Consider the following 24,878-nt stretch of genomic DNA (forward strand, 5'->3'; position numbering starts at 1 on the left):
CTGCAGTTAACCGCCAATATAAGAAAGATTTTGTGTAATACCGGTATTTCCCTGTAACAGGAAATGCGTCTGCTTCTTCTGGCCCAGGCTGCTGGCAATGCGTGCCTGAAGTTCATCTTGCTGGTCATCAGAGGCCAGCAGATCGCGTAAAGGAATCCCGCCATCGCCAAACAGGCAGAGATGCAAATTTCCCTGTGCGGAAACCCGCAGACGGTTGCAGCTGGCGCAGAAATCTTTGGAATAAGGCATGATCAGCCCGATTTCACCCACGTAATCCGGATGATAAAACACCTGGGCCGGGCCATCACTGCGGCCGCTGATACGACGCTGCCAGCCCTGAGCAATCAGCTGATCGCGGATAACTTCGCCCGAGACATGCTGCTGGCGAAACAGCGCACCGCCCTCGCCGGTTTCCATCAGTTCGATAAAACGCAGCTGGATGGGACGCGTACGGATCCAGTCAAGAAAGGTCGCCAGATGGTGGCTGTTGACATCGCGCATCAGCACGCTGTTGACTTTGACCTGGCTAAAACCCGCCTCAAAAGCCGCGTCAATCCCGGCCATCACCTGGTGGAACTTGTCCTGACCGGTAATCGCATGAAACTGACGTGCATCAAGGCTGTCCACGCTGACGTTCAACGCGGTCAGTCCCGCGTCGCGCCACTGCTTAACATCGCGCGCCAGTCGGTAGCCGTTGGTGGTGACCGCAATCTGGCGAATCGCAGCATTTTCGTTAACCGCGGCGATAATGTCGGTGAAATCACGACGTAAAGAGGGCTCACCGCCGGTCAGACGCACTTTTTCAGTGCCCGCCGCCGCAAAGGCGCGCGTGACACGGCGAATTTCATCCAGTGAGAGAAAGCTTTTATTGCGGATACCGTTTGGCTGATAACCCTCCGGCAGGCAATAGGTACAACGGAAATTACAGACATCCGTGACCGAGAGGCGCAAGTAATAAAACTTACGCGCAAATGCATCAGTAAATTGTGACACCAGAGAACACCTTTCCAGTTCGGGAGATGCAGTCATTTCTTCCTGCACCCTGGCAGCGCGGAGGCTACGGCCTGAATCCCCTATCCGCAGACGTAGGCATTCAGGCTTGAGTGTACGTTAACCGGCTGATTAACGCGGTATACAGATGGTAGCGCGATTAGGGTAAATGCGCCATCCACGGCTTTTACTCTGTGTGCGCAGTAACGTTAACTTTCACCGTATTTCGCGCCCGGGATACGGTAAACTGCCGGTCATAAACTGACACACATCATCCTCGTCTGCACCCTGCGCGTTTCACGCCTCTGCAGACGCGAAAAAGGAGAAATATGAATCGAACACTGGCGGACCTGGATCGCGTCGTGGCACTGGGCGGCGGACATGGATTAGGTCGCGTGATGTCGGCCTTGTCACCACTGGGTTCGCGCCTGACCGGCATCGTTACCACCACTGATAACGGTGGCTCCACCGGCCGCATCCGTCGGGCTGAAGGCGGTATCGCCTGGGGCGATTTGCGCAACTGCATTAACCAGTTGATTACCGAGCCCAGCGTCGCGTCCGCGATGTTCGAATACCGCTTTACCGGCAATGGCGAACTGGCCGGGCACAATCTGGGCAATTTAATACTGAAAGCGCTGGATCATCTGAGCGTGCGTCCGCTGGAAGTGGTCAATATCATCCGAAATCTGCTAAAAGTTGACGCGTTTTTAATCCCGATGTCCGAACATCCGGTGGATTTGATGGCAACGGATGACGAAGGCAATGCCGTTTATGGTGAAACCGCCATTGATGAGATGCGCGCACCACCACAGGCGTTAATGCTGCATCCTGTGGTGCAACCGACGCGCGAAGCGCTCGATGCCGTTGCAGAAGCCGATTTGATTCTGATTGGGCCAGGCAGTTTCTACACCAGCCTGATGCCCATTCTGTTAATGAAAGAGATGGCGCAGGCGCTGCGCCGCACGCCCGCGAACATGGTGTTTATCGGCAACCTGGGCCGTGAACTCAGTCCGGCGGCGGCGGCGCTGACCGTGGCGGATAAGCTGCGAATAATGGAAGAGGCGATTGGTAAACGGGTCATCGACGCCGTGGTTGTCGGACCGGCCACGGACGTCAGTCTGATCGACAACCGCCTGATCATCCAGGAGCCGCTGGAGGCCGCAGATATTAAATATCGTCACGACCGCCAGCTGCTGCGCGGCGCGCTGGAGCACGCCATCCAGCGGTTTAACTGACTCAGGACACCGCGATAAACAAGGTGCGCAGTTCCTGGAGCTGATCGCGCAGGCCAGCAGCCTGTTCGAACTCCAGGTTTTGCGCATGCTGCTGCATCTGCCCTTCCAGTTCGTGAATCTTTTTCTGCAACGCCTGCGGTGACAACGCCAGGTAATCCGTCTCTGTCTCGGCGGCGTTGCGCTTGCCGGGTTTGGCTTTACCCCGCGTTTTCACCACGTTATTGCCCAGTTCCAGAATATCGGTGATTTTCTTATTCAGGCCCTGCGGTACGATGCCATTCTCTTCGTTGTAGCGCTGCTGCTTCTCACGACGGCGCTCGGTTTCTTCAATGGCGCGCGCCATGGAAGGCGTGATCTTATCGCCGTAGAGGATCGCTTTACCATTGATGTTACGTGCAGCGCGCCCGATGGTCTGGATCAGGGAGCGCTCGGAACGCAGGAAGCCCTCTTTATCGGCATCCAGAATGGCCACCAGCGAGACTTCCGGCATATCCAGCCCTTCTCGCAGCAGGTTGATGCCCACCAGCACATCAAATTTGCCCAGGCGCAGGTCGCGAATAATTTCCATGCGCTCGACGGTATCGATGTCAGAGTGCAGATAGCGCACCTTTTCACCGTGTTCTTCCAGGTACTCCGTCAGGTCTTCGGCCATACGTTTGGTGAGCACCGTGACCAGTACGCGTTCATTGACGTTAACGCGCTGGCGGATCTCTGACAGCAAATCGTCCACCTGAGTCGCCACGGGCCGCACCTCAAGGATCGGATCCAGCAGCCCCGTCGGACGCACCACCTGATCGATCACCTCATCGCCCGATTTTTCCAGCTCGTATTTGCCTGGCGTGGCGGAGACATAAATGGTCTGAGGGGCCAGCGCCTCGAACTCTTCAAACTTCATGGGGCGGTTGTCCAGCGCCGAAGGCAGGCGGAAGCCATATTCGACTAACGTCTCTTTACGCGCCCTGTCCCCGCGGTACATGCCGCCAATCTGCGGAATGGTTACGTGCGACTCATCGACGACCAGCAGGCCATCCGCCGGCAGATAGTCAAATAAGGTCGGCGGCGCTTCCCCCGGTCCGCGGCCAGACAGATAGCGGGAGTAGTTTTCGATACCAGAGCAGTATCCCAGCTCCCCCATCATTTCGAGGTCAAACTGCGTCCGTTGGGTAATACGCTGCTCTTCCAGCAGTTTGTTGTTTTCCAGCAGGATCTTGCGCCGTTCGGCCAGTTCAACCTTGATGTCTTCCATGGCCTGCAGGATACGCTCACGCGGCGTGACGTAGTGCGTTTTAGGGTAAATGGTAAAGCGCGGCACCACCGATTCGACCTGACCGGTAAGCGGGTCAAACAGGGACAGCCGCTCCACCTCTTCATCGAATAATTCAACCCGCAGGGCCATATCGTCAGATTCGGCCGGGAAGATATCAATGACTTCGCCCCGGACCCGGAACGTCCCGCGCTGAAACGCCTGATCGTTACGCGTGTACTGCAACTCCGACAGGCGACGCAGGATGCTGCGCTGATCGATAATCATGCCGCGCGTTAAGTGCAGCATCATTTTCAGATACAGATCGGGATCGCCCAGGCCGTAGATGGCAGACACGGAGGCCACGACAATCACGTCGCGCCGTTCCAGCAACGCTTTCGTCGCGGAGAGGCGCATTTGCTCGATATGTTCGTTCACCGACGCATCCTTTTCGATAAAGGTATCCGAACTGGGCACGTAAGCTTCGGGCTGGTAGTAGTCATAGTACGAGACAAAAAACTCTACGGCGTTTTCGGGAAAGAACTCCTTCATCTCGCCATACAGTTGCGCCGCCAGCGTCTTATTAGGAGCCAGCACCATGGTAGGACGATTCAGGTCGGCAATAACGTTAGCAACGGTAAAGGTTTTACCCGATCCGGTTACGCCTAACAGCGTCTGATGCGCCAGGCCGTCTTCCAGTCCGGCTTCCAGACGGCGGATCGCTTCCGGCTGATCGCCAGAAGGCTTGAAAGCGGAGTTCAGTTTAAAATCTTTACTCATGAATGCGGTTCCTGCAGAAGAAAGACGGCGGGCAGCCCATTATTTTACTCTGCTATGGCAATTTTGCCAGAAAAAAATACTGGATATAATACCAGTGATGATGCACAGTATTGTCGTCAGGTTTTACTTGACTCTGGCACTTTTGCCCAGGCAAACACCCGTTTTTGTTGCGCAAGGTTATCCCCAAGCCACGTATTGATTTAACATTTGTCAAGCCTGTGTCATAAAATTGCAGTTTGATGAATCGCGTCCAATCCGGCAGGCTTGTTTTTTACTAACACACTGATTTTTAATAGGAAGCAAAAAAAGCCCAGATTGTCATCATTACGTGACCAGGCCGCGTATTTCCTCGCTTCTAACCTGTTTTCATTATCTAATGCACAAGGTTATCCACAGGAATAGTGGATAACTGATGAGAGGCCTTGGAATATCGGCTGTGCATAATTTTTTCTGCCGCCGCGTTTTGATGAAAAAAAATTTTTTTTAGCGAAATTTTTAACGCCAATAGCGTTGTTTTAGCGCGATGCATGGCGCGCATTCAACGTTGATCGTCTGGCTTTTCAGGTTGCTGTTTTTTACAGCAGACTGCCTGCGCCATTTATGGGCAACTGCACCTGACGCTCATTTTTCCTGCACCCTCATCGCGCTACGCAGTCGTCCCGCCCGTCAATTGTTCACTTTTACTTATATTTAAACCGTCAAAATTCCGCATGTTAAGCGCGCAAACTTCGTTCACTCCGACTCTGGCCCGGTAATTGCATGCTCTGTGATCAGGATGTCATGCGCCACAGCAGCAGTCATAGCCCTGCTATTCTGTTAGTGCGATTTACCCGTTATGAGCAGCAAAACATTCAGGTTAATTATCTGGAAGGAGCGCGTCAGATGCTAAGTTTACGGTCGGTGAATCAGTTTTACGGAAAAAATCATATTCTCTGGAATGTGGACCTTGACCTGCCCCCCGGCACCTGTACCGGCATACTGGGACGTCCCGGCATGGGAAAAACCACGCTGGTGAACTGCATCATGGGTAAGCTTCCCATCAACAGCGGCACGATTAGCTGGCAGCAGGATGGCTCGCCGCCAGAGGACCTGCTGTCGCAGCCTGCCGATCAACGTGCACGTCAGGGCATTGGTTACGTGCCACAGGGACGACATATTTTCACGCAGATGAGCGTAGAAGATAACTTACTGATTGCCCTGCTGGCAGGCGCTGAATCGCGCGAAAATCACCGGCCTATCCCGGAAATGATTTTTGATCTTCTGCCGGCTCTCTATTCACTGCGTCAACAGCGCAGCGGGGATTTGCCGGTTTACCAGCAGCAGCAACTGGCCCTTGCCCGCGCGCTGGTATTACAGCCACGCCTGCTGATTCTGGATGAGCCCGCCGATGGCATGGCGCCCTGGCTGGAAGAAGAGATGGGTAACCTGATTCGGCGTCTTAACCGGGATTACGGCCTGACGATTCTGCTGCTGGAGCAGCGGGTTTCCCTGATTCGGCGCGTCGCTGACAGCTTTTTGCTGTTGCATCGCGGGCGTAATGTGGCGCAGGGTAACGTCACCCTGCTGGATGACGGTACGCTCGATAAATGGCTGACGATGGCGTGATTAATCCGGTAGCGTCAGATAGTGACCACAGTCCGCCTGCTGGCTGTCATCCGCTAACCAGGGAATGACACCCAGACAAGGCGCGGGCAGGCGCTCCTTCAGGGCCGTGAGGTATGCCTGATAGCGCTGGCCGGGCGGCTGAACCGTGTTGGCAATCCAGCCAGCCAGTCGCAGTCCACGCGCCCTTACCGCCTCGGCGGTCAGCATGGCATGATTAATACAGCCCAGTTTTACACCCACCACCAAAATCACCGGTAGCCGTTCAGCCTCAACCCAGTCGGCATAGGTTTGCGTCTCAGACAGCGGCGTATACCAGCCGCCCGCGCCTTCAATCAGAATCCAGTCAGCCAGCGGCTCCAGCTCGCGAAGCCCTGCCGATAGCGTTGAAAAGGTAATTGGCCTGCCTTCCTCTGCGCTGACGATATGCGGCGATGTCGGCTCCATAAAGGCCAGCGGATTCACCTGCTCATAGCAGAGCGGCACACTGCTGTAACGTTGCAGCGCCAGCGCATCGCTGTTACGGATGCCTTCTGCGGTTAACGTACAGCCCGAGGCCACCGGTTTGTAGCCCGCACAGCGGTAGCCTGCTGCGCTCGCCGCCTGCAGCAGGGCGCTACTGGCAACGGTTTTACCGACTTCAGTATCGGTACCGGTGATAAACCAGCGTGTCATGATTCACTTACTCCATACATCAAATGATAACTGAGGCGGAAACCCTGTTCGTCCCGTGGCCAGTGAGCTTCAAGCTGTGCCAGACGGCGACGCGTCAGCACATAATCGGCCCGTCCGACATGCAGATGCGTTGCGCCAATGCCCTTCAGAGAGCGCATGGCGCTGAGCGCATCGGGAAAATGCAGGGTGACGGTTTGCGCGTGACAGCGCAGCCGTTGTGTAGCACAGGCCGCGGCGATCGCCTGCGCCGGCAGAAAGCGGTTAGCGTGCACATGCGCGTCAAGATGCGACCAGGCCTCGTGAACCTCATGCAGCGATCCCGCGCTCAGCGTTGAAAACAGCATACAGCCGCCGGGTTTTAGTACCCGCGTAAACTGTCTGAGCGCGGCCGGCAAATCGTCGCTCCATTGCACCACCAGATTGCTCCATAACAGGTCAATGCTCTGATCGGCTAACGGCAGTGCGTCGATGTCGCCCGCCAGATAATGATGCGCCACCGCGTTTTGCCGGGCCTGATGCAACATCTGCGGCGACAGATCCAGCGCCATGACCTGTTTCCCCCGGTCGCGCCATAGCCGGCTGTACCAGCCGGTGCCACAGCCCGCATCCAGCACCTGTGGACCGGTTTGAGCAGGCACCCATGCCAGCAGCGCATCCCCGCTGATCCGTTGCAGTTCGGCATGCCTGTCGTAACACGACGCCGCGCGCCCAAAGGCTCTGGCTACGGCACGTTTATCAATGTGCAGCGTCATGAAGTGCCTCCAGCAGGACATCAATATCGTCTGGCTGATGTGCGGCGGTCAGCGTGATGCGCAAACGTGCCGTGCCCGGCGGTACGGTAGGCGGACGAATCGCGCTGACCCAGCAACCGGCTTCGGCTAAACGGGCCGACAAGGCCATCGCCTGGGCGTTATCGCCAACAAGTAACGGTTGGATGGCGCTGGATGACGGCATAAGCGACCAGGGCAAGGAGGAGGCGCCCCGGCGGAAATGAGCAATGTTGCGGCTCAGGCGCTGGCGCAGTCCATCGCCTGCCTGCACCTGTTTCAGGGCGGCCAGTAACGCGCTGGCCTGTGCTGGCGGCATGGCGGTTGAGTAGATGAGGTGACGCGAAAACTGCACAAAATAGTCGGCCGTCGCGTCATCACACAGCAATGCCGCGCCGCTGACGCCAAAGGCTTTACCGAAGGTGACCACCAGCAGTTCGGGCTTAATGCCCTGTTGCCAACAGCTGCCGCGCCCCTGCTCACCTGTGACGCCAATGCCGTGCGCATCGTCAACCAGTAACCAGGCCCCGGCCTCACGCGACTGCGCCGCCAGCGTCTGTAACGGCGCGCTGTCACCATCCATGCTGAAGATCCCTTCCGTGACCACCAGCGTTTGCCCTTCACAGGGCGCACTCAGCCGCACAGCCAGACTGTCCGGATCGTTATGGGCGAAACGACGCAGTTGCGCAGGGCTGTGACTTGCAGCATCCAGCAACGAGGCATGGCTCAGCTTGTCAGCAAGAATGCGATCGTTTTTCCCGGCGAGCAGGTGAATGACCGCCTGGTTGGCGGCAAAGCCGGAAATAAACAGTAATGCCCGGGGATAACCCAGCCACCCGGCCAGTTGCGCTTCCAGGGTGGCATGAAGAGCCTGGAAACCGGTGACATGGCTGGATGCGCCTGCCCCCGCCCCGGCCAGTGCCGCGCCCTGTTGCCATCCGGCAATCACCGCCGGATGCTGGCTTAACCCAAGATAATCATTACTGGAAAAGTGACGATAATCCCGGCCTGCATAGCGGATCAGGCGCGTCTGACTGGCGTCAACTACGCGCCGTTCGCGCCAGCCCTCTTCAGCACGGCGCTGCGCGAGCGCCTGCTGTATGCGTTGCGGCCAGCCCATTACAGCGCCGCGTTATAGAATTTTTCTGTGTCGGCATTGAGCAGTTGCTCACTGAGCTGCTGCTGTTGCGCATTATCGCCATGGGCGGTCTGGGTATGTTCCGGATTCAGTCCGAGCTTGCGGAACAGCAGCATATCTTTGTCTTCTTCCGGGTTTGGCGTGGTCAGCAGCTTGCAACCGTAAAAAATCGAGTTAGCCCCGGCCATAAAGCACATCGCCTGGGTTTGTTCATTCATCTGTTCGCGGCCCGCCGACAGACGTACGTGCGAGGCAGGCATCATGATGCGGGCGACGGCGATCGTGCGGATAAAATCGAAAGGTTCGACATCGTCATTGTCTGCCAGCGGGGTGCCTTTCACCTTGACCAGCATGTTGATCGGCACGCTTTCCGGCGGCGTCGGTAAGTTGGCCAGCTGCACCAGCAACCCGGCGCGATCATTAACCGTTTCGCCCAGGCCAACAATCCCGCCCGAGCAGACCTTGATACCAGCCTCGCGCACCTTGCCCAGCGTATCCAGTCGTTCCTGATAGCTGCGCGTGGTAATGATGTTGCCGTAAAACTCGGGCGAGGTATCCAGATTGTGGTTATAAAAGTCCAGCCCGGCGCGACCTAAACGCTGGGCCTGGCTGTCGCTCAGCGTTCCCAGCGTCATGCAGGTTTCCATGCCCATTGCTTTCACGCCTTCGACCATTTTTTCCAGATAAGGCATATCGCGATCGCTGGGGTTTTTCCACGCCGCGCCCATGCAGAAGCGGCTGGATCCGGCCGCTTTCGCTTTTTGCGCCGAACGCAGGACCTCATCCACCTCCATCAGGCGCTCTGATTCCAGCCCGGTCTTGTAGCGGGCACTTTGCGGACAGTATTTGCAGTCTTCCGGGCAGGCACCCGTTTTAATCGACAGCAGCGTGCTGACCTGAACCTGGCGCGGATCGAAATGCTGGCGATGTACCTGCTGTGCTTCAAACATCAGTTCAAGAAACGGGCGTTCAAACAGGGCCTGTGCCTGGGCTAGCGTCCAACGTTGTGACATTACGTACTCCAAAAAAGGTGTCATCCCGACAGTTAACGTGGTTATACTTGTAAACTAAATCTTTTTATTTTGGTTTACAACTACGATGTTTACGCTTCAGGACGCCGAATTCGATCGCCAGCATATCTGGCATCCTTACACCTCCATGCAGCAACCGTTGCCCTGTTACCCGGTCGTGGCGGCACAGGGTTACACGCTGCAGCTAGCGGATGGGCGCACACTGGTAGACGGGATGTCCTCCTGGTGGGCGGCGATTCATGGTTACAACCATCCACGCCTGAACCAGGCCCTGCAGCAGCAGATGGCCCAGATGTCCCACGTGATGTTCGGCGGGATTACGCATCCCGCCGCGGTGGCGTTGTGTCGTCAGTTAGTGGCGATGACACCTGACGCGCTGGCGTGCGTATTCCTTGCAGACTCCGGCTCCGTTGCCGTCGAAGTGGCAATGAAGATGGCGTTGCAGTACTGGCTGGGTCGGGGAGAAACGCGTCAGCAGTTCTTAACCCTCAAGCGTGGCTATCACGGTGATACATTTGCGGCGATGTCGGTGTGCGATCCGGATAATTCCATGCATAGCCTGTGGCGCGGCTACCTGCCCGAGCACCACTTTGCCGAGGCGCCGCAATGTGGTTTTGACGCGGCCTGGAATGAAGAAGATTTTCAGGATTTCGCCCGGCTGATCGAACAGCATCAGCATCAGTTGGCCGCGGTGATTCTGGAGCCCATCGTACAGGGCGCGGGCGGCATGCGTTTTTACCATCCGCGCTACCTGCAGAAGGTGCGCGAGTGGTGCGATCGTTACGGCATCCTGCTGATCGCTGATGAAATCGCCACGGGCTTTGGCCGCACCGGCACGCTGTTTGCCTGCGAACATGCGGCGATCACACCGGACATCCTGTGCGTCGGCAAAGCCCTGACCGGCGGCACGATGAGCCTGGCCGCCACGCTGACCACACGTGATGTCGCCGATACCATCAGCCGCAGTCCGGCGGGCTGCTTTATGCATGGCCCAACCTTTATGGGCAATCCGCTGGCGTGCGCCGTGGCGGCGGAGAGCCTGAAAATGGTCCAGGAAGGCCACTGGCGCGGGCAGGTCAGCGCTATCGAGCGTCAGCTTCAGGCGGGACTGACGCCACTGCGCCAGTCGCCAGCGGTAGCCGATGTTCGTGTGCTGGGCGCGATTGGCGTGGTAGAAACTCACCGTCCAGTGAATATGGCCGCCCTGCAGCAGTTTTTCGTCAGTCAGGGCGTCTGGATTCGGCCCTTTGGTCGTCTGATCTACCTGATGCCGCCCTATATCATCGCGCCTGAAGCACTGGATACGCTGATCCAGGCCATGGCCTCAGCCCTGGCGAACCCCGGCCATTTTCTGCGTTGAGCCCTGAAGGCTGGACGTCCAGGCGGTTTTGGTTAAGATGAAGACGCAGTCACCATAAACCCAAGGAGATGTGATGCGAGTTTATAGTCAGGATTTACACGACGGCGACAAAATGCCGGAAAAGCATGTTTTCAACGGGATGGGCTATCAGGGCGAAAATGTGTCACCGCATCTTGCCTGGGAAGACGCGCCGGAAGGCACAAAAAGTTTTGTCGTGACCTGTTTCGATCCTGATGCCCCGACCGGCTCAGGCTGGTGGCACTGGGTGGTCGCCAATCTTCCGGCCGATACCACATCGCTGCCGCAGGGTGCGGGTTCCGGTAAAGCCGCCTTACCTGCAGGTGCCGTGCAAACCCGCACAGATTTCGGCCAGGCCGGGTACGGCGGGGCCGCGCCACCGGCGGGTGAAACGCACCGCTACATTTTTAGCGTCCATGCGCTGGATGTGGAGAGCATTGAGGTCGATGCAGGTGCCAGCGGCGCGATGGTGGGCTTCAACGTGCATTTTCACGTGTTAGCCAGCGCGTCATTGACCGTTCATTACGTCTGATTGCGCGTGCTCTTCTGCCGCTCCCGCCCGGGAGCGGCAACGCTGAACGTTAAGCCAGCTGATGTACCACAACCCACATTGGACCCTGTCCAACGGCATAACGGCCGACAGGTTCAAGTTGCCCTTGCGGCTGAGTAATGCGGTATACCTCAATGTGATGCGACTTCTGTCCTGCCGCCACCAGATACTGGCCCGTGTGGTCGATATTGAAGCCCCGCGGCTGCGTTTCGGTCGGCTGGAAGCCCTCCACCGTCAGTAGCGCGCCATCTTCACTCACGCTGAACACCGTAATGGTGCTGCTGGTGCGATCGCAGGCGTACAGGAAACGTCCGTCCGGCGTCAGGTGAATATCGGCGGCCCAGCGCGTGCCGGTAAAATCAGGCGGCATCATATCGAGCGTTTGCACCGATTCCATTTTGCCGTGTGCATTCTTCAGTGACCAGACTTCGACCGTGCTGTTAAGTTCATTAACGCTGTAGGCGTACTGGCCGTTGGCATGAAACGCCATATGACGCGGGCCCGCGCCCTCTGCCGTAGTGACCTGTTGCTGGGAATGCGGCGTTAACTGACCGTCCGCCCCGAGGTTAAACAGGCAGATGCGATCCTGTTTGAGCGCGGGCACATATAACGTGCTGTCGGCATTATCGATGTTCGCCGAGTGACAACCTGCCAGACCGTCGATCACCTGGCTCGGAGCCTGGGGCACACCGTCAGCGCCGATGGGGCTGATGCTGACGCAGGCATCATTGTAGGAGCCACAAAACAGGAAACGGCCAGCGTGATCGGTGGAGATGTGGGTGGGGCTGCCCGGCAACGGCGCCTGCCCCGCTTCCGTTAAGGTGCCATCCTGCGCAATACGAAAGGCCAGCACGCGGAAATCCGGACGCACGCCCACATACAAGAAATCTTTTTTCGGACTGACCACCATAGGCTGAACCTGACCGGCGATATCCGTTACCTGCAGTAGCGTCAAGGTGGCCTCATCGTTCAACTGCCAGACATGGATTTGTTGACTCTCGGGACTGGCGGTGTAGACAACCTGCTTCATGTATTCTCCTTTTTCGCTGACTCATGTTGTTCTGCAGGTCACTGTAGCGCGTTTTTTTCTGTCTCGCTGGAATGATTTGTGCCCTGATTTTTGTTTCCGGGCCACAGTCAGGTGTAGACTTGCTGTTTCGCTAACCTATCCAGATGAGAGGATTAATGAGCTATCGTGTAATCGCCCTCGACCTTGACGGCACGCTGTTGACCCCGACGAAAACCATTCTGCCCCAATCCACAGAAGCGATTACCCAGGCGCGCAAAGCGGGCATCAAGGTGATTATCGTGACCGGACGCCATCACTGTGCCATTCATCCTTTCTACCAGACGCTCAATCTGGATACGCCCGCCATCTGCTGTAACGGGACCTACCTGTACGATTATCCGGCGAAAAAAGTCCTGGCTGCCGATCCGCTCGATACCGACGTTGCGGTACGTGTGATCGAGATGCTGGATGAACATCATATTCACGGTCTGCTGTATGTGGACGATGCGATGCTCTATCAAACGCCGACCGGCCATGTGATTCGTACGCTGAAATGGAGTGAGTCATTACCTCCACATCAGCGTCCGGTGTTCAGACAGGTGGACAGCCTGGCGCAGGCCGCCAGAGAGGCGCAGTCGATCTGGAAGTTTGCCCTGTCTCACGACAATACAGCAGCGTTGCAGCAGTTTGCGCAGCGTGCGCAAGACGAGCTGGGTCTGGCCTGCGAATGGTCCTGGCACGATCAGGTCGACGTTGCCCGCGGCGGTAACAGTAAAGGCAAGCGCCTGGCGCAGTGGGTAGAATCCATCGGGCTGACAATGCAGGACGTCATTGCCTTTGGCGACAACTACAACGATCTGAGCATGCTGGAAACGGTGGGGCTGGGCGTGGCCATGGGCAATGCGGATGACGCCATTAAAGCCCGGGCGAAGAGGGTCATCGGTACGAATCTGGAAACCGGCATTGCCGAGACGCTTTATCAGCTCGTTCTGTAAGTTTCACTGACCCGGTGAGCACGGTTTCAGCGGGTCATTCCGGTGTGACAGAGACGCTTTTAATCTGCGCGTACAGCCACTGCTCCGGGCGAATGTTAAGTTCGTCCCGGGCCCAGGGAGAGATGCGCGCCCAGAGTTCGCTGATACCGATGCGCAGCTTAACCTCCACCTGATCGCCCACCTCAATTAACTCCACCACCTGTGCCGGCAGCACATTGCGAACAGAGCTGTGTTTTGCCGGTTGCAGCGTCAGCGAAACATCGGCCGACGCAATCCGTATCCGTAACGGCGTTTTGACCGGCTGATTTACCCGACTGACCCAGATATGCTGATCGCCCAACGATAACGCCGTCATCGGGTAATCTGGATGATGCTCTAGCACCTGAACGCGCAGTACGCTGGTCAGGTCGCTGACCGGCAGCCAGGGGCGCATCGCACTGCTGCTCCAGACCCGCTCCAGCGGGCCAAAGGCCTTCACCTTGCCGTGATCCAGAACCAGCACCGTCTCGGCCAGTTGCAGAATTTCGTCGAGGCTGTGAGAAACGTACAGCACCGGGATATCCACCTGCTTTGCCAGTTTTTGCAGATATGGCATCAGCTCACGCTTGCGCGGCAAATCCAGCGAGGCCAGTGGTTCATCCATTAACAGGATATCAGGGGCGCTGAGCAACGCCCGCCCGATGGCCACCCGCTGCTTTTCGCCGCCCGAGAGCGAGAGCGGAAAACGGTCCAGTAAGGGTTCGAGTCCCAGTAAGTCCACCAGCGTGTCAAACTGCCCTTTCATACTGGCTGCCAGGCCATAGCGTAAGTTACCCCGGACACGATAGTGCGGAAACAGTCGCGCCTCCTGGAAAACGTAACCCACGTTGCGCTTTTCAGGCGGCAAGGCAATCTGCTGTTCGGCGTCAAACAACACACGGTCATGCAGCTGAATGCGCCCGCGCTGCGGCCGGGTCAGCCCACCAATCGCGTTGATTAACGAGGTTTTACCCGCACCCGACACGCCAAATATTGCCGTGATGCCGTTGGCGGGAACCGTCACGTTGATTTCCAGCTCGTGTTCGCCCAGTCGTTGTGTGAAATCGAGCGTCAGCATCCGGCCCCCATCCGTTTCCGGCCCCATTGCGCCAGCCATTCAGACACCAGCAAGGAGGCCAGTGCCAGCACCACCGCGATAACGCACAGACGCGCAGCGGCCCCTTCTGCCCCGGGCGTTTCAATCAGCGTATACATCGCCAGCGGCAGCGTGCGCGTTTCGCCAGGAATGTTGGAAACAAATGTAATAGTGGCACCGAATTCCCCCAGCGAGCGGGCAAAGGCCAGCACCGTACCGACGATAATACCGGGCAGCGTTAACGGCAGCGTAATGGTAAAAAAGACCCGCCAGCGGCCCGCGCCCAGCGTCCGGGCCGCCTGTTCCAGCCGGATATCCACGGCGTCCAGCGCCAGGCGAATGGCCCGCACCATGAGCGGAAAGGCAATCACCGCCGACGCCAGTGCCGCACCGCGCCAGCTAAACGCGAAGCTAAAGCCGAACCATTCATACAGCTTTTCACCAATAAAGCCGCGTCGGCCCAAGCCAATCAGTAACAGATAACCGACCACCACCGGCGGCAGCACCAGCGGCAGGTGAATCACACCGTCCAGAAGCGCTTTACCCGGAAACTGGCAGCGGACCAGAACCCATGCCATAAGGATGCCGAAGGGCAGACTGCACAGGACGGCAATGCCGGAGACCTGCAGGCTGAGCATCACGGCCTGCCATTCAACATCACTGAGTATCATTTTTTAGGCGTGAATCCGTATTGGGTAAACACTGCGGCCGCTTCCGGCCCTTTCAGGTAGTTATAAAAAGCCTTAACGGCCGCGTTGTCGTGATCTTTAACAATCGCGACAGGATATTCGACCGGTTTATGGCTGTCTTCCGGAAAGGTGCCGACCACCTGGACTTTTTGGCTGGCGACCGCATCAGAGCCGTACACAATGCCGTAAGGCGTTTCATTACGTTCCACCAGCGCCAGGGCGGCACGGACATTGTTGGCGCGCGCCAGCACAGGTGACAGTGAAGACCAGGCACCCAGCTTCTCAAGTGCCTCTTTGGCATAGATGCCCGCCGGCACATGATCGGGATCGCCGACCGCCAGACGTTCGCCTTTCAACAGACGTTTCCAGTCGGTTTTATCGTTAATCGTTACCGGCCTGGCGTTCTCACTGCGTGGCGCTATCAGAACCAGATCGTTGCCCAACAGGGTATAGCGGGTTGTGTCGATCATGCTTTTTTTCGCGACCGCATCATCCATCCACTGCTGATCGGCTGAGATAAACAGATCGGCGGGCGCGCCCTGCTCAATCTGACGGGCCAGGACTGACGACGAGGCAAATGACGACACCACCTCTGTCCCATGTGTTTTCTTATAGTGTGCCGCAATCTCGTTAAGCGCATTGGTCAGTGAGGCCGCCGCAAAGATGGTGATTTTATCGGCTGCCAGCGCCGGAACGGCCAGTGACAGGGCCATTACGGCGGCAGTTGCGGAACGTAGTAAGGTTAAACGCATGATTTTTCTCCAGTGATCGTTATATATAAAATAATACAGCGAACGGCCTGACAGCCAGACAAAATGATTAAAAGAGGAAGAAAAGCGTGGACGTAAAACAGCAACGTCCGTGCTGAGACGGACGTTGCAGGAGGATTAATGCTGAGAGCGGGCGTTAGTGTTGTCGCGGCGACCCGTTTTAGAGATGAGGTTAAACACTTCACCCAGACCGTAAATCAGGCCTAACATAATCGCCATAACCACAGGTACCATAATCACTGCCACGGCGAGGCTTTTAATGAGTTCCAGCATGGAAAGTCCCACTTTGCGGATAAAAAAGAGATTGTAACGGCTCAGTAAAAATTTGCGCAGACCTTTTCGTGCTTTTACTTTGAGGCGCAAAGCTCGTTATCATCAGCCCGATCACGCGACTTACCCTTTGCAGGAGCCACCATGCAAGCCGACCTCACCCTTCATATTCGCCTGCAGCAGAAACTGTTTGCCGATCCCCGCCGCATTGCCTTGCTGCAACGCGTGCAGCAAACCGGCTCCATCAGTCAGGGCGCTAAACTGGCGGGCATCAGTTACAAAAGCGCCTGGGATGCCATCAGCGACATGAACCACCTGGCCGGGCAGGAAGTCGTGGCACGCGCGACCGGGGGCAAAGGCGGTGGCGGCGCGCAGTTAACCCGCTACGGCGAACGACTGGTACAGCTGTTTGGCCTGATGGAAAAGATTCAGCAACATGCCTTCGATGCGCTGCAGCAGGATACCCTGCCGCTCGACAGCTTACTCGCGGCTATCGCCCGTTCCTCCCTGCAAACCAGTGCACGTAATCAACTGTTTGGTACCGTCGTGCACAATGATGCTCAGCAGGTGATACAGCATCTGACGATTCTGCTTGCCGATGGCGTGACGCGGCTCAACATTGCCCTAACCGAGCGCAGCGCAGAACGGCTGAATTTGCACGCCGGAAAAGAGGTGCTGGTATTAATCAAGGCCCCGTGGGTCAGTGTGCATACCGCGCCCACTGATGCCGAGAATCAGCTTGCCGCAACGCTGACCGCTATCGAAAAAGGCCAGCAGGTGAGTGAAGTGCTGATGACCTTACCCAGTGGCGAAACGTTGTGTGCCACGCTGGATAACCGTGAAACGGAACAGCGTCAGCTTCACATCGGCATGAATGTTATCGCCAGCTTCAGCGCCAGTCATGCGATTGTTGCCTCACTGCGGTGATTTTCACCGGCCGGTTTGACATCCCTGTTTGCAGTCGCTAAAACGTCAGTTAACGCTGCATAAAATGGAACAAATCATGGCTTCATTGCAAATTTCGCAAGGCATATTTCACCTTAATGATACCCGGGTGCTGTCCCTGGCCGATGTGCATCTTCGCCGGGGTGAGCGCTGGGCGTTTGTTGGCGCAAACGGCAGCGGCAAGTCCTCGCTGGCACGCGCGCTTTCTGGCGAGCTTCACCCGTTATCGGGTAAGGTGACGCACGATTTTCAGCGCCCGTGGCGCCTGTCGCTGGAGCAGCTACAGAAGCTGGTCGCCGAGGAATGGCAACGTAACAATACCGATTTACTCAGCGAAGGTGAGGACGACAGCGGCCGCACCACGGCGGAAATTATTCAGGATGCGGTGAAAGATGCCGCACGCTGTGAACGTCTGGCGGCGCAGTTTGGCATCAGTAGTCTGCTCAGTCGCCGCTTTAAATACCTGTCGACAGGCGAGACGCGAAAAACGCTGCTGTGCCAGGCGCTGATGGCACAGCCTGATCTGCTGATTCTGGATGAACCTTTTGACGGCCTGGATGTGGATTCCCGCGTGAATCTGACGGCCACCTTAGCAACGCTGCATGAGGCTGACGTCACGCTGGTGCTGGTGCTGAACCGCTTTGACGATATTCCGGATTATGTCGATCAGGTGGGCGTTCTGGCCGAATGCAGCCTGACGCAGGTCGGGCCACGCGAGACCATTCTGGCCCAGACGCTGGTCGCCCAGCTGGCTCGCAGTGAACAGCTGGACGGTATGGCGTTGCCGGAGGCCGATGTGCCCGATCAGTTGCCCGCATTGGCGGATGATGCGCCGCGCGTGATCCTGCGCAACGCGGTGGTGTCTTATAACGATCAGCCCGTGATCAACGGCCTGAACTGGCAGGTGAATCCCGGTGAGCACTGGCACGTCATTGGCCCCAATGGCGCGGGTAAATCCACCTTACTGAGCCTTGTGACGGGTGATCATCCGCAGGGTTACAGCAATGATTTGACCCTGTTCGGCATTCGCCGCGGCAGCGGCGAGACCATCTGGGACATCAAGCAACATATCGGCTATGTCAGCAGCAGCCTGCATCTGGACTACCGGGTCAGCGTGAATGTGCGCACCGTGATTTTATCGGGCTTTTTCGATTCGATTGGTCTCTATCAGGCTGTATCTGACCGCCAGATGGCGCTGGCGCAACAGTGGCTGGCGCTGACAGGGATGGATAATGCGATGGCGAATGCGCCGTTCCACAGTTTGTCCTGGGGGCAACAACGGCTGGTCTTAATCGCCCGCGCGCTGGTTAAGCATCCCACGTTATTGATCCTTGACGAGCCCTTGCAGGGGCTGGATCCGCTTAACCGGCAACTGGTGCGCCGCTTTGTGGATATTCTGATTGGGGAAGGCCGGACCCAGCTGCTGTTTGTTTCGCATCATGCCGAAGATGCCCCGCACTGTATTACGCATCGCCTGCATTTTCTCCCTGATGGCACAGGCGGCTACCGTTATCAGCAAGATGTGATCTGACACAACCCTGCCGTGCAAACGGCGGGGATATTACCTGCAATGTAAACGTTACCATTTAAAACCCCATTCCATGACCATAATGTGCCTTTTCGCCTTTAAATAAGAATAGTCATCTTGTGTAAACGATACCATTTATTCAGACTCGATCACGCTTTCATGCCGTTTGATGTGCTATTTTTTAGCGATGATTTTTTATTTTGACGCTGACCAGGATGCGACATGCAAAAATTTAACCCGGCCGATCATCCCCATCGCCGTTACAATCCCCTGACCGACCAATGGATTCTGGTTTCACCTCACCGGGCCAAACGTCCCTGGCAGGGTGCGCAGGAAACGCCCGCGGTAAATGCCCTGCCGTCACACGATCCAGACTGTTTTCTGTGTGCAGGAAATACGCGCATTACCGGCGATGTGAACCCGGATTACAAAGGTACGTACGTTTTCACCAATGACTTTGCTGCGCTGATGACGGATACGCCGGATGCGCCCGAAAGCGATGATCTCCTGATGCGTTGCGAAAGCGCGCGCGGCACCAGCCGCGTGATTTGCTTTTCGCCCGATCACAGTAAAACGTTGCCTGAAATGTCCCTGAGCGCGCTGGAAGAGGTCGTGCGCACCTGGCAGGAGCAGACCGCAGAGCTGGGCCAGCATTATCCGTGGGTGCAGGTGTTTGAGAACAAAGGCGCTGCCATGGGCTGTTCGAATCCGCATCCGCATGGCCAGGTCTGGGCCAACAGCTTCCTGCCTAACGAGGCCCAGCGCGAAGATGACCATCAACGTCAGTACTTTGCAAAAACCGGCTCGCCGCTGCTGGTGGATTACTGTGCGCGTGAACAACAAGACGGCAGCCGCACCGTAGTGGAAACCGAGCACTGGATCGCCGTGGTGCCGTGGTGGGCCGCCTGGCCCTTTGAAACCCTGCTACTGCCCAAAGCGCACGTGAAACGCATGACTGATTTGAGCGAGGCGCAACGCAACGATCTGGCGAAAGCCCTTAAGCTGCTGACCAGCCGCTATGACAACCTGTTCCAGTGCGCTTTCCCCTACTCCATGGGCTGGCACGGTGCGCCGTTTAACGGCGAGGAAAACGCCCACTGGCAACTTCATGCCCATTTTTATCCGCCGCTGCTGCGTTCAGCCACGGTGCGCAAATTTATGGTCGGCTACGAGATGCTGGCTGAAACCCAACGCGATTTAACCGCGGAGCAGGCAGCAGAACGTCTGCGCGCCGTGAGTGACATTCATTTCCGTGAGGCACAACAATGAGCTTAAAAACCATCACGCAGCAGGTCTTTACCGACACCTTTGGCTATGCGCCCACTCACACGATTCAGGCACCCGGCCGCGTCAACCTGATTGGCGAGCATACGGATTATAACGATGGTTTCGTTTTGCCTTGTGCCATTGACTACCAAACCGTTATCGCCTGTGCCAGACGCGACGATCGTCAGGTACGCGTTGTGGCCGTGGATTACGATCAGGCTCAGGACAGCTTCTCACTGGACGATCCCATTACCAGCGTGAGCGAGCCGATGTGGGCAAACTATGTGCGCGGCGTGGTGAAGCATTTACAGAAGCGCGCGCCTGATTTTAACGGCGTGGATATGGTGATTAGCGGTAACGTGCCTCAGGGCGCGGGCCTCAGCTCCTCTGCCTCGCTGGAAGTGGCCGTCGGGACCGTTTTTCAGCAGTTGTTCAACCTGCCGCTGGATGGCGCCGCCATTGCGGTAAACGGTCAGGAGGCGGAGAACCAGTTCGTGGGCTGTAACTGCGGCATTATGGATCAGCTGATTTCCGCGCTGGGGCAAAAAGATCATGCCATGCTGCTGGATTGCCGCTCACTCGGCACCAAACCGGTTTCCCTGCCGGAAGACGTGGCCGTGGTGATCATTAACTCTAATTTCCGCCGAAACCTGGTGGGCAGCGAATACAATACCCGCCGCCAGCAGTGTGAAACCGGTGCGCGCTTTTTTAATAAGAAAGCACTACGCGATGTCGGCCTGGCGGAATTTGAGGCGGCGGTCGCGCAGTTAGATCCTGACGTCGCGAAGCGCGTGCGCCATGTCATTACCGAAAATGCCCGTACGCTGGAAGCCGCAGAGGTGCTTTCGCGTGGCGATTTAACGCGCATGGGGGAACTGATGGCGGAATCGCATGCCTCAATGCGTGATGACTTTGAAATCACCGTGCCGCCTGTCGACACGCTGGTTGAAATTGTTAAAGCCGAGATCGGCAATCGTGGTGGTGTCCGTATGACCGGTGGCGGCTTCGGGGGCTGTATCGTTGCGCTGATGCCGCTTGAGCTGGTTGATCAGGTGCAGGCCGCCGTCGCCAGCCAGTACGAAGCTAAAACGGGCATCAAGGAGACCTTCTACGTGTGTAAAGCTTCAGAAGGAGCAGGTCAATGTTAAGCGATGTCAATTCCCATGCGCCGGATGGTCAACCATGGCGCATCACCGTGCTGCGTAATGCGCACGGAATGGTGGCCACCTTTATGGACTGGGGAGCAACCTGGCTGTCGGCGCGCGTGCCACTTCAGGACGGCAGCGTGCGCGAGGCCCTCTTAGGCTGTGCCACGCCGTCCGATTATCTGCATCAGGACGCCTATCTGGGGGCGACCGTTGGCCGTTATGCTAACCGTATCGCCGGGGCAAAACTCAATACCCTCAACCGACAACTGCTCGCCAACCAGGGTGAGCATCAGTTACACGGTGGTCCGGACGGGTTCGATAAACGCCGCTGGCAGATTATCAGCCAGTCAGAAAACGAAGTGCATTATCGTCTGGATTCGCCTGACGGCGATCAGGGCTATCCGGGAAATCTGATCGCGGATTTGCGCTATGTGCTGGATGACGATAACTGCCTGTCCATCCACTATGAAGCCCGGTGCGATCAACCCTGTCCGGTGAATCTCACTAACCATGCTTACTTTAATCTTGATGCGCATCATGGCGATGCGCGCCAGCATCGCTTACAACTGCACGCCGATCGTTATCTGCCCGTCGATAGCGAGGGTATTCCCAACGGCCCGCTGAAAGCCGTGGACGGCACCAGCTTTGACTTCCGTCAGGCCAAAAGCCTGGCACAGGATTTCCTTGCCGATGCCGATCAACAGGCGGTTAAAGGCTACGATCATGCCTTTCTACTTAACAGCGCGGGCGATGCAAGCCAGCCCGCAGCAGCGTTATGGTCGCAGGACGGCAAGCTGCAGTTAAGTGTAACGACGTCGGCCCCTGCCCTGCAGCTGTACAGCGGCAACTATCTGGCTGGCACGCGCGCCCGGGAGCAGGAAAGCTATACTGCTTACCAGGGGATTGCGCTGGAGAGTGAGTTTTTACCGGATTCGCCCAATCATCCCGAGTGGCCACAGGATGATTGCTGGCTGCAGCCGGGGGATCGTTGGGAATCCGTTACGCGCTATCGTTTTACCTCACACTGAGCCGCCGGGTGAAAAACGCGCAGTGCGTCACAGACAGACTTACGCAGTGCGCTGTTTTCCGCTATGGTAGAGCGCAATGGTCGGCCAGCGGGCTGGCGACAACAGGTTTCCATTATCTCAGAAACATCAAGTATTAAGGAGTTAAGCTATGGCTGTAACTAAGCTGGTTCTGGTGCGACACGGCGAAAGCCAGTGGAACAACGAAAACCGCTTCACCGGATGGTATGATGTAGACCTTTCTGACAAAGGCCGTACCGAAGCTAAAGCAGCCGGACAGCTGCTGAAGAAAGAAGGTTTCGTGTTCGATTTCGCCTACACCTCCGTGCTGAAACGCGCCATCCATACCCTGTGGAATATTCTGGATGAGCTGGATCAGGCCTGGCTGCCCGTTGAAAAATCCTGGCGTCTGAACGAGCGTCACTATGGTGCGTTACAGGGGCTGGATAAAGCTGAAACCGCCGCTAAATATGGTGACGAGCAGGTCAAACAGTGGCGTCGTGGCTTCGCCGTGACCCCGCCGGAGCTGGATCGCAGTGATGAGCGTTTCCCGGGACACGATCCGCGCTATGCGTCATTGTCCCCTGAGCAACTGCCCACCACGGAAAGTCTGGCACTGACCATCGATCGCGTTATTCCTTACTGGAACGAAAGCATCCTGCCACGCATTAAAAGTGGTGAGAAAGTGATTATCGCCGCACACGGCAACTCACTGCGCGCGCTGGTGAAATACCTGGATAACATGAGCGAAGACGAAATTCTTGAGCTGAATATCCCAACCGGCGTTCCGCTGGTTTACGAATTCGACGAGAACTTCAAGCCCGTCAAACACTACTACCTGGGTGATGCCGATGAGATCGCAGCGAAAGCGGCGGCCGTGGCAAATCAGGGTAAAGCGAAGTAATTGACCTGTAAAAAGGGCCAGACTGCGATGTCTGGCCCTTTTTTATGGCCTCACGGTTAACCGCGACGCTGTTTGACCGCATCGGCCAGCTGACGTAATACCTTTTCGGTATCTTCCCAGCCGATACAGGCATCGGTCACGCTCTTACCGTAAACCAGCGGTTCACCGCTTTCCAGGCTCTGATTGCCTTCCACCAGATGGCTTTCAATCATCACGCCAATGATGCCGCGCTCGCCATTGATCATCTGCTGTGCCACATCATCAGCCACCTGCATCTGCTTCTGGAACTGCTTGCTGCTGTTTGCGTGACTGAAATCGATCATCACCTGCTGCGGTAAGCCAGCCTTCTCCAGTCCGGCCTTCACGGCACTGACGTGGCTGGCGCTGTAGTTAGGTTCTTTTCCGCCGCGCAGGATGATATGACAGTCGCTGTTGCCGCGCGTTTCCACAATTGCAGAGTGGCCATATTTGGTCACGGACAAGAAACAGTGCGGTGAACCGGCTGCGTTGATCGCATCAATCGCCACTTTAATGGTGCCATCGGTCCCGTTTTTAAAACCGACCGGGCAGGAAAGACCGGAAGCCAGTTCACGGTGCACCTGCGACTCTGTCGTCCTGGCACCAATGGCGCCCCAGCTCATCAGGTCAGCGACATACTGCGGCGTAATCATGTCCAGAAACTCACCCGCCGCAGGCAGGCCAGAATCGTTAATCTCCAGCAGCAGCTTACGCGCCAGGCGCAGGCCATCATTTAACTGGAAGGTGCCATCCATATAGGGATCGTTTATCAGCCCTTTCCAGCCAACGGTGGTACGCGGTTTTTCAAAGTAAACGCGCATTACCACTTCCAGCTCGCCTTTCAGCTGCTCACGCAGGTTTAACAGACGTGCGGCATACTCTTTTGCGGCCTCGGTATCGTGGATAGAGCAGGGTCCAATTACCACCAGCAGCCGATCATCGGCCCCGTTCAGGATCTGGTGAATGGCCTGACGCGCCTGAGAAACGGTTTGCGCGGCACGTTCGGTTGCAGGAAATTTTTCCAGCAGGGCAACGGGGGGCAACAGCTCTTTTATCTCTTTAATGCGTAAATCATCATTCTGGTAATTCATACTGATTCCATATAATTTCTGGCCCGGCGCGCGCCGGGCTCAACCCAGCCAATGTAGCCGGAAGCGCACAGGGTGTAAATTCTGAATCCATGTAAAATGCATGTGTAAAATTTGCATAAATGGGTTATGCGTCTAGACTTTTAAGGGTAACTACTGAGGATCGGTGGCTTACGTTTATTAATACCTGTCTTTAAGCTAACCAGCGAAATTTTATTTCGCTCAGGTCGCTTTTTGTCTGAAACCTGACAGCGGGTTAGAGACAGCAAATATCATTGATTAACGGGAGCATAATGATGAATAAGTTTGCACTAATTTTTCTGACGGCAGCGATGACTCTGGGCAGCGGCGCAGCAATGGCTGCCAACGGAAACTCTAACCAGGCTGCAGCAGCAGGTGCCGTTGCGGGCGGGGCGAATGAGAACCTGCCACCGAATAAAGTCGATAACAGCAAAATTAACAATACCGGTACTGAGATGTCGTCTCCAACCCGAGACAGCACCTCCAGCAGCAAGCATATGACCGCGAACGAAATTGATCAGAACAGCCAGTGTAAAGATGGCAAATGTCCTGATATCAACAAAAAAGTGCACACCAAAAAAGGTGGCGGCCACGTCAATACCAAAACTGACGGCACGACGCAGTAAAGTATACTGTGTGCATTATGAGGAGAGCCGCGGCTCTCCTTTATTTTATCCCGCTGCGACTTCCGCTATGCTG

General features: G+C 56.5%; 24 protein-coding genes and 1 riboswitch. Of the genes, 12 read left to right on the plus strand and 12 right to left on the minus strand.

Going from position 1 to position 24,878, the window contains the following annotated elements:
* Window positions 1-6 precede the first annotated feature (6 nt).
* Entirely contained in the window at window positions 7-996 is a 990-nt protein-coding gene (gene moaA / locus C7433_RS05540) for a GTP 3',8-cyclase MoaA (RefSeq protein WP_172912616.1), read from the minus strand.
* Window positions 985-1,118: riboswitch (molybdenum cofactor riboswitch) on the minus strand. It overlaps the preceding gene by 12 nt.
* A gap of 201 nt (window positions 1,119-1,319) precedes the next feature.
* On the opposite strand from moaA, the gene yvcK reads away from it, so the two are divergent.
* Window positions 1,320-2,225 carry a uridine diphosphate-N-acetylglucosamine-binding protein YvcK gene (gene yvcK, locus C7433_RS05545; protein ID WP_006118508.1) on the plus strand — a complete coding sequence of 302 codons (906 nt, stop codon included), beginning with the start codon at window positions 1,320-1,322 and terminating at the stop codon, window positions 2,223-2,225.
* 1 nt (window position 2,226) lies between these two features.
* On the opposite strand, the gene uvrB is transcribed toward yvcK, so the two are convergent.
* Complete coding sequence (gene uvrB / locus C7433_RS05550; protein ID WP_033737734.1) at window positions 2,227-4,248, minus strand: excinuclease ABC subunit UvrB; 2,022 nt, start codon at window positions 4,246-4,248, stop codon at window positions 2,227-2,229.
* Between the two features lie 882 nt (window positions 4,249-5,130).
* Between uvrB and C7433_RS05555 the strand changes: the two genes are divergently transcribed.
* Complete coding sequence (locus C7433_RS05555; RefSeq protein ID WP_033737785.1) at window positions 5,131-5,853, plus strand: ABC transporter ATP-binding protein; 723 nt, start codon at window positions 5,131-5,133, stop codon at window positions 5,851-5,853.
* Here C7433_RS05555 and bioD read toward each other — a convergent pair whose 3' ends face one another.
* The 4 genes from bioD to bioB are packed head-to-tail and all read right to left on the minus strand — an operon-like array spanning window position 5,854 to window position 9,443.
* Window positions 5,854-6,525 carry a dethiobiotin synthase gene (gene bioD, locus C7433_RS05560; RefSeq protein WP_039341515.1) on the minus strand — a complete coding sequence of 224 codons (672 nt, stop codon included), beginning with the start codon at window positions 6,523-6,525 and terminating at the stop codon, window positions 5,854-5,856.
* Window positions 6,522-7,277, minus strand: coding sequence for a malonyl-ACP O-methyltransferase BioC (bioC, locus tag C7433_RS05565; RefSeq protein ID WP_058701078.1), 756 nt, complete (start codon window positions 7,275-7,277; stop codon window positions 6,522-6,524). Before bioC ends, bioD begins: the two co-directional genes overlap by 4 nt.
* On the minus strand, window positions 7,261-8,412 hold the full coding sequence (bioF, locus tag C7433_RS05570; RefSeq protein ID WP_033737737.1) for an 8-amino-7-oxononanoate synthase: 1,152 nt from the start codon (window positions 8,410-8,412) through the stop codon (window positions 7,261-7,263). Before bioF ends, bioC begins: the two co-directional genes overlap by 17 nt.
* Window positions 8,412-9,443 carry a biotin synthase BioB gene (gene bioB / locus C7433_RS05575; RefSeq protein ID WP_006118502.1) on the minus strand — a complete coding sequence of 344 codons (1,032 nt, stop codon included), beginning with the start codon at window positions 9,441-9,443 and terminating at the stop codon, window positions 8,412-8,414. The genes bioF and bioB overlap by 1 nt, the downstream gene beginning before the upstream one ends.
* 85 nt (window positions 9,444-9,528) lie before the next feature.
* On the opposite strand from bioB, the gene bioA reads away from it, so the two are divergent.
* On the plus strand, window positions 9,529-10,821 hold the full coding sequence (bioA, locus tag C7433_RS05580; protein ID WP_110267763.1) for an adenosylmethionine--8-amino-7-oxononanoate transaminase: 1,293 nt from the start codon (window positions 9,529-9,531) through the stop codon (window positions 10,819-10,821).
* A gap of 73 nt (window positions 10,822-10,894) precedes the next feature.
* A complete protein-coding gene (locus C7433_RS05585) occupies window positions 10,895-11,371 on the plus strand; it encodes a kinase inhibitor (protein WP_033737738.1) in 477 nt (158 codons plus the stop codon).
* A gap of 49 nt (window positions 11,372-11,420) precedes the next feature.
* On the opposite strand, the gene pgl is transcribed toward C7433_RS05585, so the two are convergent.
* The gene (gene pgl / locus C7433_RS05590) at window positions 11,421-12,419 is read right to left on the minus strand and encodes a 6-phosphogluconolactonase (RefSeq protein ID WP_110267764.1); all 999 of its coding nucleotides are present in this window, start codon (window positions 12,417-12,419) and stop codon (window positions 11,421-11,423) included.
* Between the two features lie 155 nt (window positions 12,420-12,574).
* On the opposite strand from pgl, the gene C7433_RS05595 reads away from it, so the two are divergent.
* Window positions 12,575-13,393, plus strand: coding sequence for a pyridoxal phosphatase (locus C7433_RS05595; protein ID WP_058701081.1), 819 nt, complete (start codon window positions 12,575-12,577; stop codon window positions 13,391-13,393).
* A 34-nt stretch (window positions 13,394-13,427) separates the two neighbouring features.
* Here C7433_RS05595 and modC read toward each other — a convergent pair whose 3' ends face one another.
* The 4 genes from modC to C7433_RS05615 all read right to left on the minus strand — a co-directional run bounded on the left by modC (window position 13,428) and on the right by C7433_RS05615 (window position 16,239).
* Entirely contained in the window at window positions 13,428-14,489 is a 1,062-nt protein-coding gene (modC, locus tag C7433_RS05600; RefSeq protein WP_006118497.1) for a molybdenum ABC transporter ATP-binding protein ModC, read from the minus strand.
* Window positions 14,483-15,178 carry a molybdate ABC transporter permease subunit gene (modB, locus tag C7433_RS05605; RefSeq protein ID WP_006118496.1) on the minus strand — a complete coding sequence of 232 codons (696 nt, stop codon included), beginning with the start codon at window positions 15,176-15,178 and terminating at the stop codon, window positions 14,483-14,485. Before modB ends, modC begins: the two co-directional genes overlap by 7 nt.
* A complete protein-coding gene (gene modA, locus C7433_RS05610) occupies window positions 15,175-15,948 on the minus strand; it encodes a molybdate ABC transporter substrate-binding protein (RefSeq protein ID WP_199227837.1) in 774 nt (257 codons plus the stop codon). The genes modB and modA overlap by 4 nt, the downstream gene beginning before the upstream one ends.
* A gap of 135 nt (window positions 15,949-16,083) precedes the next feature.
* Window positions 16,084-16,239 (minus strand): AcrZ family multidrug efflux pump-associated protein, encoded by a 156-nt coding sequence (locus C7433_RS05615; RefSeq protein WP_006118494.1) that lies wholly within the window; start codon window positions 16,237-16,239, stop codon window positions 16,084-16,086.
* Window positions 16,240-16,380: 141 nt separating this feature from the next.
* Here C7433_RS05615 and modE point away from each other — a divergent pair, with 141 nt between their 5' ends.
* From modE to gpmA, 6 genes are all read left to right on the plus strand, one after another.
* Entirely contained in the window at window positions 16,381-17,163 is a 783-nt protein-coding gene (gene modE / locus C7433_RS05620) for a molybdenum-dependent transcriptional regulator (protein WP_006118493.1), read from the plus strand.
* Between the two features lie 76 nt (window positions 17,164-17,239).
* Window positions 17,240-18,712, plus strand: a complete 1,473-nt coding sequence (modF, locus tag C7433_RS05625) for a molybdate ABC transporter ATP-binding protein ModF (protein WP_110267766.1) — start codon at window positions 17,240-17,242, stop codon at window positions 18,710-18,712.
* A 219-nt stretch (window positions 18,713-18,931) separates the two neighbouring features.
* On the plus strand, window positions 18,932-19,978 hold the full coding sequence (gene galT / locus C7433_RS05630; protein WP_039341534.1) for a galactose-1-phosphate uridylyltransferase: 1,047 nt from the start codon (window positions 18,932-18,934) through the stop codon (window positions 19,976-19,978).
* Window positions 19,975-21,123 carry a galactokinase gene (galK, locus tag C7433_RS05635; RefSeq protein ID WP_006118490.1) on the plus strand — a complete coding sequence of 383 codons (1,149 nt, stop codon included), beginning with the start codon at window positions 19,975-19,977 and terminating at the stop codon, window positions 21,121-21,123. Before galT ends, galK begins: the two co-directional genes overlap by 4 nt.
* On the plus strand, window positions 21,117-22,151 hold the full coding sequence (galM, locus tag C7433_RS05640) for a galactose-1-epimerase (protein ID WP_006118489.1): 1,035 nt from the start codon (window positions 21,117-21,119) through the stop codon (window positions 22,149-22,151). Before galK ends, galM begins: the two co-directional genes overlap by 7 nt.
* 148 nt (window positions 22,152-22,299) lie before the next feature.
* Window positions 22,300-23,052, plus strand: coding sequence for a 2,3-diphosphoglycerate-dependent phosphoglycerate mutase (gene gpmA, locus C7433_RS05645; RefSeq protein WP_006118488.1), 753 nt, complete (start codon window positions 22,300-22,302; stop codon window positions 23,050-23,052).
* A 56-nt stretch (window positions 23,053-23,108) separates the two neighbouring features.
* Here gpmA and aroG read toward each other — a convergent pair whose 3' ends face one another.
* Window positions 23,109-24,161, minus strand: coding sequence for a 3-deoxy-7-phosphoheptulonate synthase AroG (gene aroG, locus C7433_RS05650; RefSeq protein WP_006118487.1), 1,053 nt, complete (start codon window positions 24,159-24,161; stop codon window positions 23,109-23,111).
* A gap of 290 nt (window positions 24,162-24,451) precedes the next feature.
* On the opposite strand from aroG, the gene C7433_RS05655 reads away from it, so the two are divergent.
* The gene (locus tag C7433_RS05655) at window positions 24,452-24,805 is read left to right on the plus strand and encodes a YbgS-like family protein (protein ID WP_006118479.1); all 354 of its coding nucleotides are present in this window, start codon (window positions 24,452-24,454) and stop codon (window positions 24,803-24,805) included.
* The last annotated feature ends 73 nt before the right edge of the window (window positions 24,806-24,878 follow it).

Source organism: Pantoea sp. PNA 03-3, assembly GCF_003201175.1.
Classification (GTDB): domain Bacteria; phylum Pseudomonadota; class Gammaproteobacteria; order Enterobacterales; family Enterobacteriaceae; genus Pantoea; species Pantoea stewartii.

Bases quoted from the DNA above. Each gene is read 5' to 3' on its own strand.
- bioB (WP_006118502.1), bottom strand. From the start codon at position 9,443: ATGTCACAACGTTGGACGCTAGCCCAGGCACAGGCCCTGTTTGAACGC.
- modE (WP_006118493.1), top strand. From the start codon at position 16,381: ATGCAAGCCGACCTCACCCTTCATATTCGCCTGCAGCAGAAACTGTTT.
- C7433_RS05655 (WP_006118479.1), top strand. From the start codon at position 24,452: ATGATGAATAAGTTTGCACTAATTTTTCTGACGGCAGCGATGACTCTG.
- modF (WP_110267766.1), top strand. From the start codon at position 17,240: ATGGCTTCATTGCAAATTTCGCAAGGCATATTTCACCTTAATGATACC.
- C7433_RS05555 (WP_033737785.1), top strand. From the start codon at position 5,131: ATGCTAAGTTTACGGTCGGTGAATCAGTTTTACGGAAAAAATCATATT.
- bioD (WP_039341515.1), bottom strand. From the start codon at position 6,525: ATGACACGCTGGTTTATCACCGGTACCGATACTGAAGTCGGTAAAACC.
- bioF (WP_033737737.1), bottom strand. From the start codon at position 8,412: ATGGGCTGGCCGCAACGCATACAGCAGGCGCTCGCGCAGCGCCGTGCT.
- gpmA (WP_006118488.1), top strand. From the start codon at position 22,300: ATGGCTGTAACTAAGCTGGTTCTGGTGCGACACGGCGAAAGCCAGTGG.
- C7433_RS05595 (WP_058701081.1), top strand. From the start codon at position 12,575: ATGAGCTATCGTGTAATCGCCCTCGACCTTGACGGCACGCTGTTGACC.
- galM (WP_006118489.1), top strand. From the start codon at position 21,117: ATGTTAAGCGATGTCAATTCCCATGCGCCGGATGGTCAACCATGGCGC.
- modA (WP_199227837.1), bottom strand. From the start codon at position 15,948: ATGCGTTTAACCTTACTACGTTCCGCAACTGCCGCCGTAATGGCCCTG.
- aroG (WP_006118487.1), bottom strand. From the start codon at position 24,161: ATGAATTACCAGAATGATGATTTACGCATTAAAGAGATAAAAGAGCTG.
- pgl (WP_110267764.1), bottom strand. From the start codon at position 12,419: ATGAAGCAGGTTGTCTACACCGCCAGTCCCGAGAGTCAACAAATCCAT.
- C7433_RS05615 (WP_006118494.1), bottom strand. From the start codon at position 16,239: ATGCTGGAACTCATTAAAAGCCTCGCCGTGGCAGTGATTATGGTACCT.
- bioA (WP_110267763.1), top strand. From the start codon at position 9,529: ATGTTTACGCTTCAGGACGCCGAATTCGATCGCCAGCATATCTGGCAT.
- galT (WP_039341534.1), top strand. From the start codon at position 18,932: ATGCAAAAATTTAACCCGGCCGATCATCCCCATCGCCGTTACAATCCC.
- C7433_RS05585 (WP_033737738.1), top strand. From the start codon at position 10,895: ATGCGAGTTTATAGTCAGGATTTACACGACGGCGACAAAATGCCGGAA.
- uvrB (WP_033737734.1), bottom strand. From the start codon at position 4,248: ATGAGTAAAGATTTTAAACTGAACTCCGCTTTCAAGCCTTCTGGCGAT.
- galK (WP_006118490.1), top strand. From the start codon at position 19,975: ATGAGCTTAAAAACCATCACGCAGCAGGTCTTTACCGACACCTTTGGC.
- modC (WP_006118497.1), bottom strand. From the start codon at position 14,489: ATGCTGACGCTCGATTTCACACAACGACTGGGCGAACACGAGCTGGAA.
- bioC (WP_058701078.1), bottom strand. From the start codon at position 7,277: ATGACGCTGCACATTGATAAACGTGCCGTAGCCAGAGCCTTTGGGCGC.
- modB (WP_006118496.1), bottom strand. From the start codon at position 15,178: ATGATACTCAGTGATGTTGAATGGCAGGCCGTGATGCTCAGCCTGCAG.
- yvcK (WP_006118508.1), top strand. From the start codon at position 1,320: ATGAATCGAACACTGGCGGACCTGGATCGCGTCGTGGCACTGGGCGGC.